The sequence below is a fragment of the Calothrix sp. UHCC 0171 genome, from assembly GCF_034931845.1.
Taxonomy (GTDB): Bacteria; Cyanobacteriota; Cyanobacteriia; order Cyanobacteriales; family Nostocaceae; genus Brunnivagina.
Window position 1 is genome coordinate 1 of the sequence record NZ_JAYGHN010000030.1, and the last position, 17,693, is coordinate 17,693.

Here is a 17,693-nt window from a genome sequence, read left to right on the forward strand (position 1 = left end):
ATAAGCTGTTTTACATTTAAATTGCGTGATGTTGTGGGCAAGCCTGCCAGTAGGGTAAAAGCGAAGAGATAACCGTACTGACAAGATTATAGGTTTTTGCACAGACAATTTAGATATTGTTAACTTGCTCTCTCTACAAATACTAACTTTTTCAAAATTAAATGGATTCATCGAGAAGATATTCTGTATTCTTACTCCTGTGCCATTTATATATATATATATCTGTTTGATTTGGCAGAGAAAAATAATTAGCCAATGACTTTCTTTTGTATTTTTTGACTGAAATTTTCACTTTTGATTTTTATTTCCAACAATATTTTTGTAGGCTTATACTCATGAACAATAACTTTCTTAATCTTGATTCCCTGATTAATTTACAGCTTACAGATGCGACAGAATGGAATATTTCCGAAGCGATTTTTAACGCAGCACACTTACATCATCAAGAAACAGTATTTACTATTGGTAATGGCTATTTAGGGACACGTGGAACATTTGAGGAAGGTTACTTAGATGAAAATCCAGCCACCTTTATTCATGGGGTTTATGATGATGTCGCTGTTGTCACAACCGAACTTGTGAATGTTCCAAATTGGTTAAATTTAAACATCACAATTGCCGGAGAGACTTTCCAGTTAGATACAGGAAAAATCATCAACTATAAACGTAGCTTAGATATGCGTTTAGGTTTATTGAGTCGGGATATTCGCTGGCGATCGCCCAAAGGGCATACAATAGATTTACACTTTCAGCGTTTTGCTAGTTTAGCGGAACAGCATATTGTCGCTATTCGTTGTGAAATTACAGCCATTGATGCGATTTGTGATATTTCAGTTACAACTAGTTTGGATGAGAATACCACAACTCAAGGTATCAAACACTGGCAAACCATAAATCACAAGATTAGTAACAATATTATTGGCTTACATAGTCGGACTATTAATTCTGGGATTCAATTGGGTATGGCTACCAAGCTAACACTTGCAGAAGAAATTCCCGGAGAAATTGCAAATAACAATTCCACTCCCACATCAGAGAAGAAATTAACTAAAAACTTCACCTGTGTACCGGGAAAAAGCATATCCTTAGAGAAAATTACAACTATATTTACCTCGCGGGAAAGCGAAAATCCTCTAGAGTCGGCAGTGGAGAAATTATCCACAGCACCCAACTTTGCACACTTACTCGCTGCACATATCGCCGCCTGGGAACAAGTTTGGCAAAATAGCGATATTGTGATTGAAGGAGACATCCAAGCACAACTTAGCGTTCGCTTCAGTTTATTTCAACTTCTGGCAGCCACACCTCGCCAAGACGAAAGAGTCAGCATTCCCCCCAAAACCCTCTCAGGATACGCATATCGCGGGCATATTTTTTGGGACACTGATATTTTCATCATGCCCTTTTTAACCTTCACACAACCGCAATTAGCACGCAATCTGCTTGCATATCGCTATCACACCCTACCAGGAGCAAGACGTAAAGCCTTAGAAGCCGGATATCGGGGTGCGATGTATGCGTGGGAAAGTGCTGATACCGGAGATGAAGTGACACCACGTTGGGTGGAAACCTCCACAGGTGAAATCGTCCGTATTTGGTGCGGAGATATCGAAGTTCATATCAATACTGATGTTGCCTATGGAGTCTGGCAATATTGGCAAGCCACAGGCGATAATGATTGGATGCGATCGCGTGGAGCGGAAATCATTCTCGATACTGCGGTTTTTTGGGAAAGTCGCGTCGAATGGAATCAAGAGCGTTGCGGTTACGATATCCTGGATGTAGTTGGACCCGATGAAAACCATGATCGGGTTAATAATAATGCCTTTACGAATATTATGGTGAGGTGGCATTTACAGACTGCATTGCAAATATGGGAATGGTTAACGACAAATTATCCCGACACTGCTACTGAACTTACACAAAAATTAAGCTTAACAGATATTAGACGCGATCGATGGACAGAAATTGCCCAGCGTTTATTTGTGAATCAAGATGCTGAAACTGGTTTAATTGAACAATTTGAGGGATTCTTTGATTTAGAAGATATCAATTTGGCAGACTATGAACCCCGCACCAAATCAATGCAAGCGCTGCTAGGAATTGAAAGCACAAATCAAAAGCAAATCCTCAAGCAACCAGATGTGTTGATGATGTTGTACTTATTACGGAGTGTCTCTCCGCAAGTATCGTCAAATCTCCACTACAACCACAAAACCCTACTAGCTAACTGGAATTATTATCACTGTCGCACCGATCATAGTTACGGTTCTTCCCTAGGTCCAGCAATTCATGCAATTCTAGCTTGTGAGTTAAACCAGCCAGAGGAAGCCTACAACCGCTTTTTACAATCAGCATTAGTGGACTTAGCAGACACACGCAAAAATGCCCACGAAGGCATTCATGCAGCAACTGCGGGAGGAGTTTGGCAGGCTGTGATATTTGGCTTTGCGGGGATTCGCATGACTAAATTTGGTCCCCTAGCTTGTCCCAATCTTCCCCCAAGTTGGCAGCGACTCAAATTCAAATTAACGTGGCAAAATCATGACTACGAATTTGATTTAACCTCGGCAGATATTAGCCAAGAACCAGCAACAAATTCTCTTTCTCTGACTGTTTCTCAATTTCAGAATTGATGCGTTGTCTGTTTCTGTGCTGCAAAATAATTATGAGTAGAATAATTAGGCTTGTAGTTATGCTTTACCCATGCAATCAGTATTTGCTGTTAAAGTACAACTACAAACCTATATTTTATTAATTACTCATTATTCTGGTAATTCAAATTTTGGAGCACCTGTTTCTTCGGAAACCCGCTCAATTTCAAAATTTTCAATATTGCTTTCAAAACGATTAAATGTAACGCGAATTTCATGATAACCAATAGCGCTAGAAGCTCCTCTTGGGGTGCTGCATTTAATTCGCATCAAAGTTTGAAAACCACCAAATTCATCATTAATATAAAATCTGCGAGTACAATCAAAACCAATAAAGTTTTCTAGTGCTACTTGATTTAGAGCAGCTACTCCCATACGACTATTAATTAATGATTTAATTTCATCTACCTCTTGTTGAGGTGTCATCTTGCGCCATTTATTTTTAGACATATTATTTCCTAGCAATTCATTTAATTTAGACCAAGTTTTGGCACCAACAATTCCATCAGCGACTAATCCATGAGAACGTTGAAATCTAATGACAGCATCTTTGGTGGCAGCACCAAAAATTCCATCAATCGCACCCGCATAAAAATTGAGTTTTTTCAAACCTTCTTGCAGTTTGACAACTTCCTGTCCTCTAGAACCTTCTTTTAGCACGGTAGAAGTAGCGTTCATTTGTTTCTCCTTTAATACTTTAGGACTGTAAAATTTATTTGTATTCTGTGTATCTGTATTTAGAATCACTCTCTAGATTATTAATTCCGCAAACACAAGCATCAAATTTAGTAATTTTTTTGATAAATCTCCTTGCCGCAGAGCAGGGCTGTACAACAAATAACCTTCTAATCCTGCCAGTGAGTCTCTTGGAGATGATGTACCTCACACATTGGCAATACTACATTAGTTCACTTGTTGCATAAATTTGTACGGCAGTAATAATAGATTTATAACAGCAAATAATTAGTATATACCGATGAAGAGTTTAATCCGAATTATTGCCTCTACTGCTTGTTCCTTAATGGTTATCAGTTCGATTCATTCAACCAGCTTCGCCGTCAAATCGCATCTTGATGTCGCCACAGCAGCATCAGTCAAAGCTAGTAAAAAGAAATCCACATTACCAACAGTTGGTACGGTTAAAAAACTTGTCAACGGCGACTTAGCATGTTATGTAACCCTCGTTGATGACAAAGGTAAATCCTATAATCTTTACGGAGACTTTCGCTTTTGTGGACAAGAGAAAACTTACTTGAATAAAAAAGTCCGCTTAACTTATAAATTAACCAATATCGACAGTCCCCAATGTCAAGGCAGAGTACCCTGCAACAAAAAGCAAAGAGTAAATCTGGTTTCTAAAATGGAAGTTATTGGCGCTAAAGTTGGAACAAGTACAACTCTACCAAAAATTGGCACAGTGAAAAGAATTACAAACGGTGATTTGCTGTGTTATGTGTCGATTGTGGACGAAAAAGGAAAACAGCACGAACTTGGTGCTGATTTTGGTATTTGTGAACAGGAAAAAGCATACTTAAATAAGAAAGTACGTTTTACTTATGGATTAGCAAATGTAAACGATTGTCAAAGTGCCGAACCTTGTGGAAAAACTCGTCAACAGCAAATTATCGAGAAAATGGAATTAGTTCGCTAGGTTAAAATTAAAGTGCGATCGCACTTGATTATACATCAGCAAGCAATATTTTATCTATTCTAATCTAGTTGTTGGTCATTTTTTTGATGAACTACGAGATTAAACTGAATTAAAGGCGATATTCGATGAAGAAAGATGATTTAATGTTTTTTCGGTTGTTTACTTCATTATTTATTGGCATTGGTAGTGTATTTGCGATCGCAGGTATAATTATTGGAGTTAATATTAACTCACATATTCGTAATTCTCTGATTACACAAGGAACTGTAATCGATTACGTGCAATATACATATAAAGATGAAGATGGTATTTCTGTAACAAATTACCATCCGATAGTGCAATATACACCTATTAATGAGGAACCATTAGTATTTGAAGATGCTTCCAGTAGCAACCCACCAGCATATAAAAAAGGTCAAAAAGTCGAAGTCATCTATAATCCTAAACTAATAGAAGTAGCATCAATTCACTCTCGCTTCAACTCATGGTTTTTGCCTTCCATATTTACTGGCATCGGTACAATTTTGATATTGATTGGCTTGATTCCATTATTGAGAAGGTTTTTGCGTCGAAATTAATCTGGTGGCGCGGAATATTTTACCTTGACTATACTCAATTCAAAAACTAAAAAAATTAAACTATTTATAACTACTTCTCTCTACATTGATTCGTTTTGAATTTTTGGATAACCTCAGTTGGCAGAGAAGAATCTAACTTCGGAATACCATTGGAAGCATATAATTGCAAATTCTGTTTACCAATCGCAATTCCCAAAAATTCCATATCCCCAACAACATTATTTTTACTAATCAGAGATTTATGTAATCGCAACTTACCCTGTTGTCCTTGTCCCCGATTAATCTTCAGGGTAGAAAATCGTGGTATTGGGTTAGGTGGACGAGGTTCACCTGGATAGATAATATAACTTTGATTGTCTTGATATTCAATCATACAAACCTGCCCTTTCACAGTCGATGGGAAAACAACCATCGTTACAGCAGGTTGAAACATTTCCCAATTATTCATCCAATAGCCGAGAAAGGGTGCGATTTCGGGATTAACTTTAGACCATTGGGCGCGGTAAGTTTTCAGATTAGCGTCAAAAATAGGAGGTTTAATAATCTTACCTAAGCCAGCTAAGTCTAGTGTTGCTTGCATTTCCTCTTTCATCTTTTTCTGCAACTTAGCTAGTTCATTAGGTTTGAAAACCTGAATACTTTGACTACTATTTTTTGAGGGAATTTTTCTGGCGATCGCAGTTTGATTGAATGTTATTGTTAAAGTTGTACTCAAAGATAAACTTAAATATAAAACTGAATTAATTAATGTATGACCAAAATTAATTTTCATGCTAGTTTAACAAGTAACAATAAGATTTAATCTGTGATGACGTAGAAGATATTTTTTGTGTTCCTTTAACATAGCAAGGTAGGTTGGGTTAGACGCACGAAAGATTTTATGTAGATGGAAATATAAACTTTACACCGTTACCCAAGATTAAAATTTATTGTTTACCCAAAATATAATGCTGGTTTCTACTTCATTTCACCCAACTAAAATTAATACTAATCAGATAAGTATTTAGACTTTATATCTAATATTTTTGTAGATAGCCATTCTAGTCTTTCTACACCTTCTTCTAAAAATTCATCTTTTTTATCTTGGTTATCTTTTTTTGACATTGGCTTCCAGTTAGTACAATCAAATGTTAAACGAGGAAACCAACGTCTAGGCAAGCTATGATCTATACTTAAGCCATATTTATTCTGCCAGTCTTGATAGTTTGGATATTGGATATCATCCACAATTAGATAACGACAAGCATATAAAGAGTATAGTACGGAAGCCCTTGCATATTCAGATGCACCGACTTTACTATTAATTATGTAATCATCTAAGTCTGCCTTACGGGCATAAGATATATCTAAAATTATATAGCTATTTTGAAGTTTACCAAAACTGCTTATATTTGTATTAGCTTTTTTATATTGAAAGCTAAATAAATCAGATAAATCTGCAAGAATAATCTCCCAACTGGGATATAAATCTACTAATATATATTTCATAGAATTCTAATTACAACTACTGATACTTAATTTTTATTGATTGAATTACTTTTTTTCCTGATTCCAGTATTTCTAGTAAGTCTCCCTTCTGTTTTGCTTGTTCATAGCATTTTTCTGCCTTATTGATGGCAAATTCTATGAAATCTACTGGCAATAAAATAGTCATCCTTTGCAAGATGTTCCAAGATTGACGAATATTTGCCCAACCGATATTTTTATATCCCTCCTGACGAGCTAACTTTTTACTATTTTGACTGAGTGAATTAAATTTATCTGAATTTCTCTTTTGGAATTGCTTGTAATTAAGTCCATCTAATTGTTTTTTCCTATTCATTTGATTAGCTAATTATGTTTTGTTGATGATTATTTCTATATTTTGATTCAGACATTATCCAGCAAGCTATAGCTGTCCATATTTATTTTTATATTGTTGAGCTATATCAGTTGCATCTTCAATTATTTTTTCTGCTACTTCTAAATCTTCTCTAACAGATTCTTTTGAGACTGCACCTAGTTCGTCCAGAATTCCATCATCATCTTTTGTCACTTTGCCGAAAAGTTTACTCCAAAGCTGAATAATCTCACTTTTGGAAGGATTTAAGAACTCTAAAAGCTTTGCTTGGAGGGAATCAGCTTTGTTTTCTGCCGCAAGACGACGACCATTACTTGCTTTGATCGTGTTATTTTGATCAATAATAATTTGAATTACGGGGTCTAACTCCGGCTTTTGTGCAAGTATTGTGATCGTGCCTGCGGAAAGTTGTATAATTTTGTTGGGTAAATTGCTGGTTTTCAGTCTAGTTTTGATAATTCTCAGATTTTCTGTTTTCGTAGGTTGAGTAGACATTTTCTACTGCCATTATCTTATAATATTTTATTTTGTTATCGTTTACTATTATGATTCTGGTTGTTTATAATAAATAGCAGTATTAACACTGAATTTTTAACAGATAATTTAAATTTTACTTAAAATATAGTTGGGTTTCACTTTGTTCCACCCAATCTACAAAACTGTATGCAGATTTTTCCATGAATGACAAACCCCACCCAGAATAAATCTAGGTGAGGAAATAGATATAGATTATTTAGTGAATTACTACCCCAGCAAACTCATTCCCCGGTTCACCAAAGCATCAGCAGTCAAACCATTAAAAGCCATCAATTCACCTGCACTTGCGGTAGTTTCCCCACGCTTCCAAGCAAAAGTATCACGCTGACAATTACTTCTCAACATTACAGGCTCTAACATCGCAGATGCACCACCTGTAACACCAATTAAGGCATCCCCAGCAAACAATTCATTGAATTTAGCATCATTCATAAATCCACCGTCAGCTTCCGAACAAGTGTCCCAAGCGACATCACTAGCACGATATAAACGACGAGGATTAATTACAGAAACTATGCGACTTCCTATGCCTTGCTCTTGTAATTTTTGAACAGCTTCGTAAACAGGAACTAATGTAATGTCACCAATAACTGCAAAAACTACTGTTTTACTTCCAGGGGTTTCTTGAAGAATTACCGCACCATTTTCTAAACCTTCTCTTGTCTGAGCAAAAGTAGTTCTAATCGCCAAAGGCGACTTGCTGGCAGTAATCACAATTCCCTTATTCTTAGTAGTTAATGCCCAGTCATAACAAACTTGAATACTGTTGGCATCGGGTGGGAAAACAGGAAAAACATTCCCATTTCGCATCATTGCAGCAAAGTAAGCTTCAATTTCCGGACGTTGGTGAGTCCAACCATTGCGCCCTTGCTCTAATGCTCCGGCGGTATATAAGGTAATTGTCGAAGGTGTGGGACGACGTAATTCTGCCATTGCTTGGGTAACGGTTTGCCATATGGGTAATCCATTGATGGCAAAGGACTCGTAGGAACACCATAATGTTCTCGCACCCATTAAGGCTAAACCGGCTGCTAAACCCGCACATGCGTCTTCGCTGAGGGGTTCGTAAACTTGTCCGCCTGGTGCTTGATTATACAAATCATCTTGGACAGGGTGGTTGATTTTCAAAGCTTGGTTGATATTGGCAATCCCCGATGCTTCATTTCCGTCTGCGTTGGTGACAATGAAGTTTTTGTCTTTTTGTCCGACATAACCGACTAATCTGCCCATCGCGGTGGTGGAAACTTTTGCTTCTCCTCCAACTGCATATTCTTCCAAAGGTAATTTACCAATGTCAGCTAAGGGTAAAACAAATTCGGTGACGGCTGTTTTTGATGCGGAACCACCACCTGCTGTTTCCAGGTTTGTGCGTACCAATTGCCAAGCGGCGGCAGGTAATGCGATCGCCTTTAATGCTTCAATAATATGTGGTGCGTCGAGGGTATCTTTCGGATAGAGGTTATGGGATTTGGCTCCGCGTGCATGTACCCCTGCACCTTTGAGTTGTTTAATGATAAACACGGTGAGTTTGCCACCTAATGCAGATTTCGCGGCTCTATCGACTCCCGTTAATATTGCTTTGGTAAATTCCATTCTCTTGGGAATTGAGAAGGCGGTGCTATCTACATAATCACCAGGTTGGTTTTTGTCGTCGAAGTCTTTGGCATCAACTAAGATAACTTCGTCAAAACCATTACCTTGCCAATAGGCAATCATCTCTGCGTTGGTTTTGGTGGACACCATGCTGTGGTGTTCTTGGCTAAATCCATTCCACACCAAGACTGGCAAGAAATTTGTCACTTCCGGGTATGCTGTATGGAAATGCGCCATGCCACTCATGATGTAGGGTTCACCTAAACCGCCATCCCCAACGGTGAAGGGGAAGAGTTTGTCACGGTGGAGTAGTGCTGCGGACATTGCGAAGTGTTGTCCTTGTCCTAAGGGACCTGCGGGTGCGAGAATACCAGGAATGTAACCAGAAAGATGTCCCAAAAGCCCGTGTTTTTCGCGGAAGCGATCGCGTAATTGTTGTACTGTGGATATACCCATGTCTTCGAGCGATCGGTCTAAGAACATGGCACTATAAAATCCAGGGGCGTGGTGTCCAACTTCGGTAATAATATTTTTGTGACCGAGCATGACAAGTGCTGCATACGCCTCTGCTTGGCTGGCAAATCCACCGGGATGCCCGGAAGCTTTACTGCCAGTAATTTGTAGAGTCAGATAGCGCAATGCATCGGCATAGAGAATAGTTTGATATACTGCGGCATCTTCTTGAGGATTCACAGTCCCATTAGCTACTACGCTTTCTTTTCCATACCTATCAAATTCCGGCAGAGGTTCCCCAAAATATTGGATTCCTTCACAAAAATCGGGAACTGCTGAAGTTTGTTTTGGGGTTGTTGCTGTCATGCTAAGTACCTTAAAAATATGCTGTACGGATAGAGCCTTGATTTCCCATTTGGTTTTAGATTGGTGATGTTAACGGCTAAAAACTTGGCTGGGCTTGGGTTAAAACCGTTAAAAATCTAAAATTTACATGAATGACAATGCTTGTTCAATTTAACAAAAATTTTACAACTTCCCGACCATAGAGATTTATTTGTTTTTCACAAGCAAACTATAAGTAAACCTAGGGGTTCGCCAACCCAGAATTGACGGTTGAGACTGACTCGGAGAGAGGGAGACGCGGAGATTTTTGTCCCTGTAAAGTTACTTTGGTGAACTACCTAAGGTTGACATACTCACCGTCCTAAAGGAGCGGTGATTCTTGACGCTTCACTGACTGACGCTACCGAAGTAGTCTTACTCTGTCTCCGCGTCCGTTTAGAGTCGTGGCAATGCCCTATCCCGACTTTGTTTATATTTTTTGCTGCATTTTCGTCTCGGTCGTGTTCAGTGCCACAATTTAAACACTGAAGCTTCCGAACTTTCAAATCAAGCTTACCCCATTTATAACCGCACTCAGAACAAACTTGGCTTGTAGGTTCCCATCGACTTATCACGTGAAAATCACGATTAAGCTTCTCAGATTTGCCTTCACACAATGTTCTAAATTCTCTCCATCCTTGAATGCTGATAGCTCTAGAAAGCCTGCGGTTTTTAACCATTCCTGACACATTCAAGTCTTCCAAAACAATAGCTTGATTTTCGCTAACGATTTTGGTGGATAGTTTGTGTAGAAAGTCTTTGCGAGTATCTGCTTTTTTGTTGTGCAGCTTTGCAATTTTAATTCTAGTCCTATCTCTACGCCGTGAGTCTTTTTGTTGCCTCGCTATCTTGCGTTGTAGTTTACGAATTTTGCGGTCTTTCTTTGAGTAATCGGGGCTTTCCGCTTTCTCCCCATTGCTCATAAAAGCAAAAGTTTTTATCCCTAAATCAATACCAATACTTTGGTTTTTAGCATCAATATTGATTGGTTCAACCTCTACAACAAAGCTAAGAAAATAGCGGTTAGCACAATCCTTGATTACTGTTACAGAACTAGGCGATGATGGTAATTCTCTAGACCAAATAGGTCTAACATTACCAATTTTGGCTAGATAGACATGAGAGCCTTGAATTGAGAAACCTGTCTTTACAAACCGTGCTGATTGCTGATTAATTTTCTTTTTAAACTTTGGACTACCTACTTTCTTTCCTTTGCGTTTTCCTTTTAAAGAGTCGAAAAAGTTTTTATAAGCTACTCCCAAGTCGGCAACTGACTGTTGCAAGGGGACACTGGAAACCTCGGACAACCAAATACGTTCATCAGTCTTTTTGGCTTGGGTAATTACTAATTTTTGCAAATCGTTATTACTTGGCAGCTTTTCTGACTGTTTACAGAGAGCCAGAGCATCATTCCAAACTACACGGACGCAACCAAACAACTGAGCTAAACTCCGTTGTTGTTGGTCTGTAGGATAGAAACGATATTGATACCTGGCTTTCATGGCTTTCTGTTTGTGTGATATAACTAGTATACCACTATAGATAAGATATTATATGCCTTTCCAAAAAAATCATCAATACCGATGGAAACCAGAAAAAGAATGTTCTCTCGATAAAAATCCAATATGCTTTAAAGGACGTGTCGGACAAAAGGAATCATTGAAAAATATTCCAGACTGGCAGGATAAACTTAGAGATTATGTTGATGAATTAATCAATAAAAAGCCGTCCTAGAAGGACGGGGCTTTAGACCCAATTTTTTCGGTAAAAATAAATAAACGTTTTCTACATGCATCAATTAGCACTAATATTTTATTGTTGCAACAAAATTTAATGTTTGTTGAGAGGTTTAAATGGCAAAACAGAAGAAAAGCCGGAAAACCTTTCTTCTTCAACTATGAAACTTCCAAATGGTCCCCAAAGTCCTGCGATCGCACAAATGCTTCAGTGGGTTGCGATTCCCATGTCGTTGATGACAGCCTGTGCAAAGCGCTATGGGGATATTTTTACCCTGAATCTAACTATACCAATTGTGATTGTGAGTAATCCCCAGGCTTTACAGCAGATATTAACTGGCGATACTAAAGAATTTTCAGCACCGAGTGATTGGAATAAGCAGTTTGAATCTTTGCTGGGTAAGAATTCTGTGATTACAATTGCTGGGGAAGCACACAAACGACAGAGGCAATTGTTAACACCAGCATTTCATGGTGAAATGATGCAGAGCCATGCAAAAACAATCCGTAATATTACTGAAGAAATTATTCAATCTTGTCAGGAAAATAAAACCTTTTGTGTACGCTCTGTGATGCAGCAAATAACATTGCGGGTGATAATGCAGGCTGTGTTTGGGTTGTACGCAGGCGATCGCGCCCAGGAATTGGAAAGGGTTCTCAGTGCGATCATGGATGCTGGCGCAAATTCACCTTTACGAACACTGTTTCTTTATTATCCGGCATTGCAACGCGATTTAGGTAAGTTGACACCTTGGGGTACTTTTTTGCGTCGCCGAGAATATGCGAATCAATTAATATATGCGGAAATTAGAGAACGTCGGCAAAATTTTGATGCTTCACGTACTGATATTTTAAGTTTGCTGATGGCGGCGCGAGATGAAAATGGTGAAGCCATGACAGATGAAGAACTGCGGGATGAGTTAATGACTTTATTAACGGCAGGGCATGAAACTACAGCAACTGCTTTAACTTGGGCTTTATATTGGATACATAAGTTTCCTTCTGTTCGCTATAAATTACTCGAAGAATTGCAGAATTTGGGTGATGAATTTGATATCAATACTATTCATAAACTACCTTATTTAAATGCTGTTTGTAATGAAACCTTGCGAATTTATCCTGTGGGAATGCTCACTTTTCCTAGGGAGGTAAAAGAAGCTGTGAATTTGTGCGGTTATGATTTAGAACCAGGGACAATTTTAATGGGTTCGATTTATCTAACTCATCAACGCCCGGATATATATCCAGAACCGCAGATATTTAAACCAGAAAGATTTTTGGAACGGCAATTTTCACCATACGAATTTTTACCTTTTGGTGGAGGTGTCAGACGTTGTATTGGCAATGTCTTTGCCTTATTTGAAATGAAAATTGTCTTAACTACAATTCTCTCAAAATTAGATTTAGAATTAGTTACAAAACAAGATGTCAAACCGCAACGGCGTGGATTAGTTACAGGACCAAATCAACAGATTAATTTGATGGTTAAAGGCAAAAGGTGACAAGAAATGGGGAGATATAGAAACAGATACAGAAATAATTTCTATATTTTTCTAATCTCCCATACTTAATCCCTAAGCTTAATATTTCTCAACTTTTAGTGAATATTCTTAAGAAAATATTTAACATTCTCAAATAAAAATCTGGGCTTGAGTATCTACAATTGTTGTATGGCAACAACACAAGATGTTAAAAACTATTTAGCTTATTGGTTTCAACTTGGCAAAAAAGTTGTAACTAATGATGGGGTGGCAACAATTTTACCTCATGAGATTTTCACGAGCGATCGCTATAGTCAAGAGTTTGAAGAATGCTGGCAAAAAATCATCACCAATGCTAGCAATTATCACCTGGAAGGAACACATCAAACAATTGGCGAACTGCTGCAAGCAGAATGGGAAATGCATCCTTGTGCGCGATGTGATATGCCAGTGCCCATGCGAAATATTGGTATGCCTCCATTAGTATGTACCTGCCACGACTTAATTGGCTGGCCCAATACTGAAATACCAGCACCGCGAGGTCCCATTAATAATCAAAATCAACTCGTCGCCATTCGCGATCGCCTGAAAAATGTACGAGTTTCCTAAAACTTAAACCTTAATTCGGAATCAATAGTTGAAAATAATGATATTTAGTTATGAATACTAAGTATTGTTGATAGTATCCATATCATATTCTTCCCAGGGTGCAGTATTTGTACCTTGATTTTTTAGAGATAGTAAGTTCAGATTCTCAAATTTTATATTCTCTACCTCTTCCCTTTCCATGCCACTATATAGAAGAGAAGGTGATAATTGAGCAAACAAAAGGCAGATAGAAGGCTGTGCAGATAACATTTCTAGGGACGAGTTCCGGTGTACCCACGCGATCGCGCAATGTGTCAAGTGTTGCCCTGAGGCTATCTCAAAGGGCAGAATTATGGCTGTTGGATTGCGGTGAGGGCACGCAGCATCAAATACTCAGAAGCGAACTCAAGGTCAGCCAACTGTCCCGGATTTTTATCACCCACATGCATGGCGACCACATTTTTGGTTTAATGGGATTGCTTGCTAGTTGCGGCTTGGCTGGGAATGTAGACAGAGTTGATATCTACGGACCAGCAGGATTAAATGACTATCTCCAAGCTTGTTCTCGTTACTCCCACACCCATTTTTCTTACCCAGTTAAGGTTCATACAGTCAAGCCTGGTATAATTTACGAGGATGACGAATATACCGTAGTTTGCAATCAATTGCACCATCGGGTTACAGCCTTTGGTTACCGCATCGTCGAAAAAGACCGCACCGGACGTTTTGATGTCGAAAAAGCCAAAGCCATGCAGATACCACCTGGTCGAGTTTACGGACAGCTCAAACGGGGGGAAACTGTTACCCTCAATGATGGGCGAGTAATTCACGGTAGCGAACTTTGTGGACCAACGGAAATCGGTCGTAAAATCGCCTACTGTACGGATACAGTATACTGTGATACTGCTGTGGAATTAGCCGAGGATGCAGATGTTCTCATCCATGAAGCCACCTTCGCCCACCAAGACTCGGAAATGGCATTTCAACGCTTGCATTCTACCACCACAATGGCAGCCCAAACTGCTTTGGTAGCGGGGGCACATCGGCTAATTATGACCCATTTTAGCCCTCGTTATGCCCCTGGTAATGCGATCGAACTCAAAGATTTATTGCAGGAAGCGCGAGCAATTTTTCCCAAAACTGAAATGGCATACGACTTTATGAATTATGAAGTGCCACGGCGACGGGCGAAAGAATTAAGTGCGGTAAGCTCGGCAAATAATTAAAAAACTTGCATCTTGTGACTTTTCGGATCGAAACCGCGTGAAAACTTCGTGCTGGCATCGTAGATTGCATCAGTTAAGTTTGCACCGTATAACTTAGTATAGTGGAGCCGTGCCCCACGCAAATTAGCTTGCGTCAAGTTCGCTCCACTCAAATTAGCTCGTGTCAAATTTGCCCGTGCCAAATTTGTATTACTCAAATTAGCTCCCCATAATCTCGCTTGAGCTAAATTAGCTGCTGTTAAATCTGCTCCCCAAAGATTAATTCCTGGTAGATAAGCAGCAATTAATTTTTTTTGACTTAAATCAACTGCTGGGAAATTGCGTTCTCCGGCAGCATAACGTCGTATCAATTCCTCAGTATCCATAAATTTGAGATTTTGGATTTTCTACTTTAAATTCTAGCGAAAATAGCATTCATTTCTCGTCTTATTTCTCTTTTGCTTTGCTTGGCTACGAGTATTAAGTAAAGATATGTTGGCAAAACATGGGTAATCAGCGATTCATCTGATTTTGGCAGGTGTGAGGAGATAATTAGATGAGTTATCCAGTTGTCAATATCTTTTTTCAATAATTTACAAAGAATTTTAACAGACAATTAGTATCATACTGTGTTATCTAATAGACTCGGAGTTTAAGTTTAATCAACTTTAATCACTAGTTAGGAGTAATTGATTTGCAACAAGCAGAAAATCAACGAAAAATTAAAATTATCTCTACCGGGAAATATCTACCAAAAAAGAAAGTTACAGCAGCAGAATTAGGAAAAACTATTGGTGTCAGTGCTGAATGGATAGAGAAAAAATCAGGTGTATTAGTAAGGCATTTTGTTGATGGGGAAACAGCATCGCTAATGGGTGCATTTGCCGCCAAAAATGCTCTTGAAGAAGCCAGTTTATCAATTCAAGACATCGACTGTATTATCAGTACCAGTGGAATTCCCGAACAAGCAATTCCCTGTAATGCTGCCTTAATTCAAGAACAGCTAGGTGCAACTAATCTAGGAATTCCGGCATTTGATATTAACTCAACTTGCTTAAGTTTTATTACTGGTTTGGATACAATATCTTATTTAGTTGCAGCAGGTAGATACAAGCGAGTTTTGTTAGTCGCTACTGAGGTTTCTAGCTATGGAATCAACTGGAAAGATAAAGAAAGTTCAACATTATTTGGTGATGGTGCAGCAGCAGTAATTATTGCTGAATCGGATGATGACAAACATAATAATGCTCCTCAAACTAGTTCCCATATTATCAATTCATGTATCGAAACTTATAGTAAAGGGGCACATATGACGGAATGTATTGGAGGAGGAAATAAATACCATCCTCGTGAATATGGCAAAAATCCCGAAGAATTCTTATTTAGAATGGATGGAAGGGCTGTTTTTCGTTTATCGTCACAAATTTTGCCGGGATTTGTTGAGAGATTATTAGCACCAACAGGATTAAAAATAGCTGATTTAAAAATGGTAATTCCCCACCAAGCCAGTCTCATGGCAGTGCGCTTACTTAGTAAACAATTGGGTATACCCGCAGAAAAAGTCATGATTATTGCCCATAATCATGGTAACGCAGTTGCCGCATCAGTACCAATGGCATTGCATGAAGCGATCGCACAGGATAAAATTCAACGTGGTGATAAAATCATGTTATTGGGGACATCCGCAGGTTTTTCTGTGGGGGGAATAATTCTTGAATATTAATTTGAATAATAAATTAATTCATAATATCTTACTTACCGGAGGACGCGCACCAGTTACTTTAGAATTAGCGCGATTTTTTACTACTGCTGGTTATCAAGTTTTTGTGGCTGATAGTATCAAGCATCATCTATGTACGAATTCGAGATATGTATTTAAAAACTTTTTAGTTCCTCAACCCAGATATAATTCTACCGCTTATATTCAAGCATTATTAGAAATAGTTAAACAGGAAAATATTCATTTATTAATTCCCACTTGTGAGGAAATTTTTTATATTTCCCATGGACTTATAGAACTAAACAAATATTGTCAAGTTTTTGCAGAAACAGTCCATATACTGAATCAATTACATAATAAATGGGAATTTATTTGCCAAGTTAAAAAATTAGACTTAGTGACACCACAAACTTGGCTAGTGAAATCAAAGGCAGAAATAATTGATATTTTACAATCATCAAATTCTTTCCATAAATTAATACTCAAACCAGTTTATTCGCGTTTTGCAAGTAACATACATATTTTATCTCCAAAAAATTATCAATTAAGTGTTCAAGAAATAGAACATATTCAAATTAGCAAAAATAAAACTTGGGTTGTGCAAGAATTTATTTCAGGAAAACATTATTGTAGTTACAGTATTGTACACCAAGGTAAAATTACAGCACATGCTGCATATCCAACAGTATTTACTGCTGGCAAAGGTTCCTGTATATATTTTGAGGCTGTAAATCATCCACAAATTTTACAATGGGTAAAAACATTTGTGGAATCTCTAAAATTCACTGGACAAATTGCATTTGATTTTATCGAAGCTAATGATATTCTATATCCTTTAGAATGTAACCCACGAGCAATTAGCGCAATTCATCTTTTTCAAGTATCAGATAAATTAGAAACAGCTTTTTTGAATACAACTAGCGAAATTATTCAACCTCAAATGTATCAAAGAGCTATGATTTCAATGGCTATGCTCGTCTATGGCTTGCCTGATGCAATTAGATATCATCAATTCCGTCAGTGGTTGAAGATATTTTTTAGCACTAAAGATGTTATTTTTCGCATATCTGATGTGATGCCATTTTTCAGTATTTTTATAATTCTCTGGCAATCATTATTAATGAGTTTCAAAACGGGTTTAAGTCTCATTCAAGTTTCTACGCAAGATATTGAATGGGATGGAGAAAATATAGAGCTACTTATGATTGATAGAGAAAATTAATAATTCAGAATTCAAAATCAATTTTTAGAGTATTAAAAAAACCTCACCTCT

The 17,693-nt window shown here is 38.0% G+C and carries 17 protein-coding genes; 9 read left to right on the top strand and 8 right to left on the bottom strand.

Going from position 1 to position 17,693, the window contains the following annotated elements:
- The first annotated feature begins 335 nt into the window (after nt 1-335).
- Nucleotides 336-2,636, top strand: a complete 2,301-nt coding sequence (locus VB733_RS19875) for a glycoside hydrolase family 65 protein (protein ID WP_323341791.1) — start codon at nt 336-338, stop codon at nt 2,634-2,636.
- Nucleotides 2,637-2,765: 129 nt separating this feature from the next.
- On the opposite strand, the gene VB733_RS19880 is transcribed toward VB733_RS19875, so the two are convergent.
- Complete coding sequence (locus tag VB733_RS19880; protein WP_323341792.1) at nt 2,766-3,401, bottom strand: peptidoglycan-binding domain-containing protein; 636 nt, start codon at nt 3,399-3,401, stop codon at nt 2,766-2,768.
- Nucleotides 3,402-3,630: 229 nt separating this feature from the next.
- On the opposite strand from VB733_RS19880, the gene VB733_RS19885 reads away from it, so the two are divergent.
- Both VB733_RS19885 and VB733_RS19890 read left to right on the top strand, forming a co-directional pair.
- Nucleotides 3,631-4,305: a hypothetical protein gene (locus VB733_RS19885; protein WP_323341793.1), complete on the top strand. Its 675-nt coding sequence runs from the start codon at nt 3,631-3,633 to the stop codon at nt 4,303-4,305.
- Between the two features lie 125 nt (nt 4,306-4,430).
- Complete coding sequence (locus tag VB733_RS19890) at nt 4,431-4,883, top strand: DUF3592 domain-containing protein (RefSeq protein WP_323341794.1); 453 nt, start codon at nt 4,431-4,433, stop codon at nt 4,881-4,883.
- Between the two features lie 70 nt (nt 4,884-4,953).
- Here VB733_RS19890 and VB733_RS19895 read toward each other — a convergent pair whose 3' ends face one another.
- The 6 genes from VB733_RS19895 to VB733_RS19920 all read right to left on the bottom strand — a co-directional run bounded on the left by VB733_RS19895 (nt 4,954) and on the right by VB733_RS19920 (nt 11,192).
- A complete protein-coding gene (locus VB733_RS19895) occupies nt 4,954-5,655 on the bottom strand; it encodes a hypothetical protein (protein WP_323341795.1) in 702 nt (233 codons plus the stop codon).
- A 215-nt stretch (nt 5,656-5,870) separates the two neighbouring features.
- A complete protein-coding gene (locus tag VB733_RS19900; protein WP_323341796.1) occupies nt 5,871-6,371 on the bottom strand; it encodes a hypothetical protein in 501 nt (166 codons plus the stop codon).
- Between the two features lie 16 nt (nt 6,372-6,387).
- Complete coding sequence (locus VB733_RS19905; protein WP_323341797.1) at nt 6,388-6,705, bottom strand: hypothetical protein; 318 nt, start codon at nt 6,703-6,705, stop codon at nt 6,388-6,390.
- A 66-nt stretch (nt 6,706-6,771) separates the two neighbouring features.
- On the bottom strand, nt 6,772-7,218 hold the full coding sequence (locus VB733_RS19910; RefSeq protein WP_323341798.1) for a hypothetical protein: 447 nt from the start codon (nt 7,216-7,218) through the stop codon (nt 6,772-6,774).
- A 249-nt stretch (nt 7,219-7,467) separates the two neighbouring features.
- Entirely contained in the window at nt 7,468-9,672 is a 2,205-nt protein-coding gene (locus VB733_RS19915; protein WP_323341799.1) for a phosphoketolase, read from the bottom strand.
- A 332-nt stretch (nt 9,673-10,004) separates the two neighbouring features.
- A complete protein-coding gene (locus tag VB733_RS19920; RefSeq protein WP_323341800.1) occupies nt 10,005-11,192 on the bottom strand; it encodes a transposase in 1,188 nt (395 codons plus the stop codon).
- A gap of 52 nt (nt 11,193-11,244) precedes the next feature.
- On the opposite strand from VB733_RS19920, the gene VB733_RS19925 reads away from it, so the two are divergent.
- The 4 genes from VB733_RS19925 (at nt 11,245) to VB733_RS19940 (ending at nt 14,721) form a co-directional block, all read left to right on the top strand.
- Nucleotides 11,245-11,424 carry a hypothetical protein gene (locus VB733_RS19925; RefSeq protein WP_323341801.1) on the top strand — a complete coding sequence of 60 codons (180 nt, stop codon included), beginning with the start codon at nt 11,245-11,247 and terminating at the stop codon, nt 11,422-11,424.
- A 163-nt stretch (nt 11,425-11,587) separates the two neighbouring features.
- The gene (locus VB733_RS19930; protein WP_323341802.1) at nt 11,588-12,928 is read left to right on the top strand and encodes a cytochrome P450; all 1,341 of its coding nucleotides are present in this window, start codon (nt 11,588-11,590) and stop codon (nt 12,926-12,928) included.
- Between the two features lie 168 nt (nt 12,929-13,096).
- On the top strand, nt 13,097-13,516 hold the full coding sequence (locus tag VB733_RS19935; RefSeq protein WP_323341803.1) for a hypothetical protein: 420 nt from the start codon (nt 13,097-13,099) through the stop codon (nt 13,514-13,516).
- 236 nt (nt 13,517-13,752) lie between these two features.
- Nucleotides 13,753-14,721, top strand: a complete 969-nt coding sequence (locus VB733_RS19940; RefSeq protein ID WP_323341804.1) for a ribonuclease Z — start codon at nt 13,753-13,755, stop codon at nt 14,719-14,721.
- Here the strand turns inward: VB733_RS19940 and VB733_RS19945 are convergent.
- Nucleotides 14,718-15,086, bottom strand: coding sequence for a pentapeptide repeat-containing protein (locus VB733_RS19945; protein ID WP_323341805.1), 369 nt, complete (start codon nt 15,084-15,086; stop codon nt 14,718-14,720). The genes VB733_RS19940 and VB733_RS19945 overlap by 4 nt on opposite strands.
- Nucleotides 15,087-15,394: 308 nt before the next feature.
- Here VB733_RS19945 and VB733_RS19950 point away from each other — a divergent pair, with 308 nt between their 5' ends.
- Both VB733_RS19950 and VB733_RS19955 read left to right on the top strand, forming a co-directional pair.
- Nucleotides 15,395-16,423, top strand: coding sequence for a beta-ketoacyl-ACP synthase III (locus tag VB733_RS19950; RefSeq protein WP_323341806.1), 1,029 nt, complete (start codon nt 15,395-15,397; stop codon nt 16,421-16,423).
- Nucleotide 16,424: 1 nt separating this feature from the next.
- Nucleotides 16,425-17,642 carry an ATP-grasp domain-containing protein gene (locus tag VB733_RS19955; protein ID WP_323341807.1) on the top strand — a complete coding sequence of 406 codons (1,218 nt, stop codon included), beginning with the start codon at nt 16,425-16,427 and terminating at the stop codon, nt 17,640-17,642.
- The last annotated feature ends 51 nt before the right edge of the window (nt 17,643-17,693 follow it).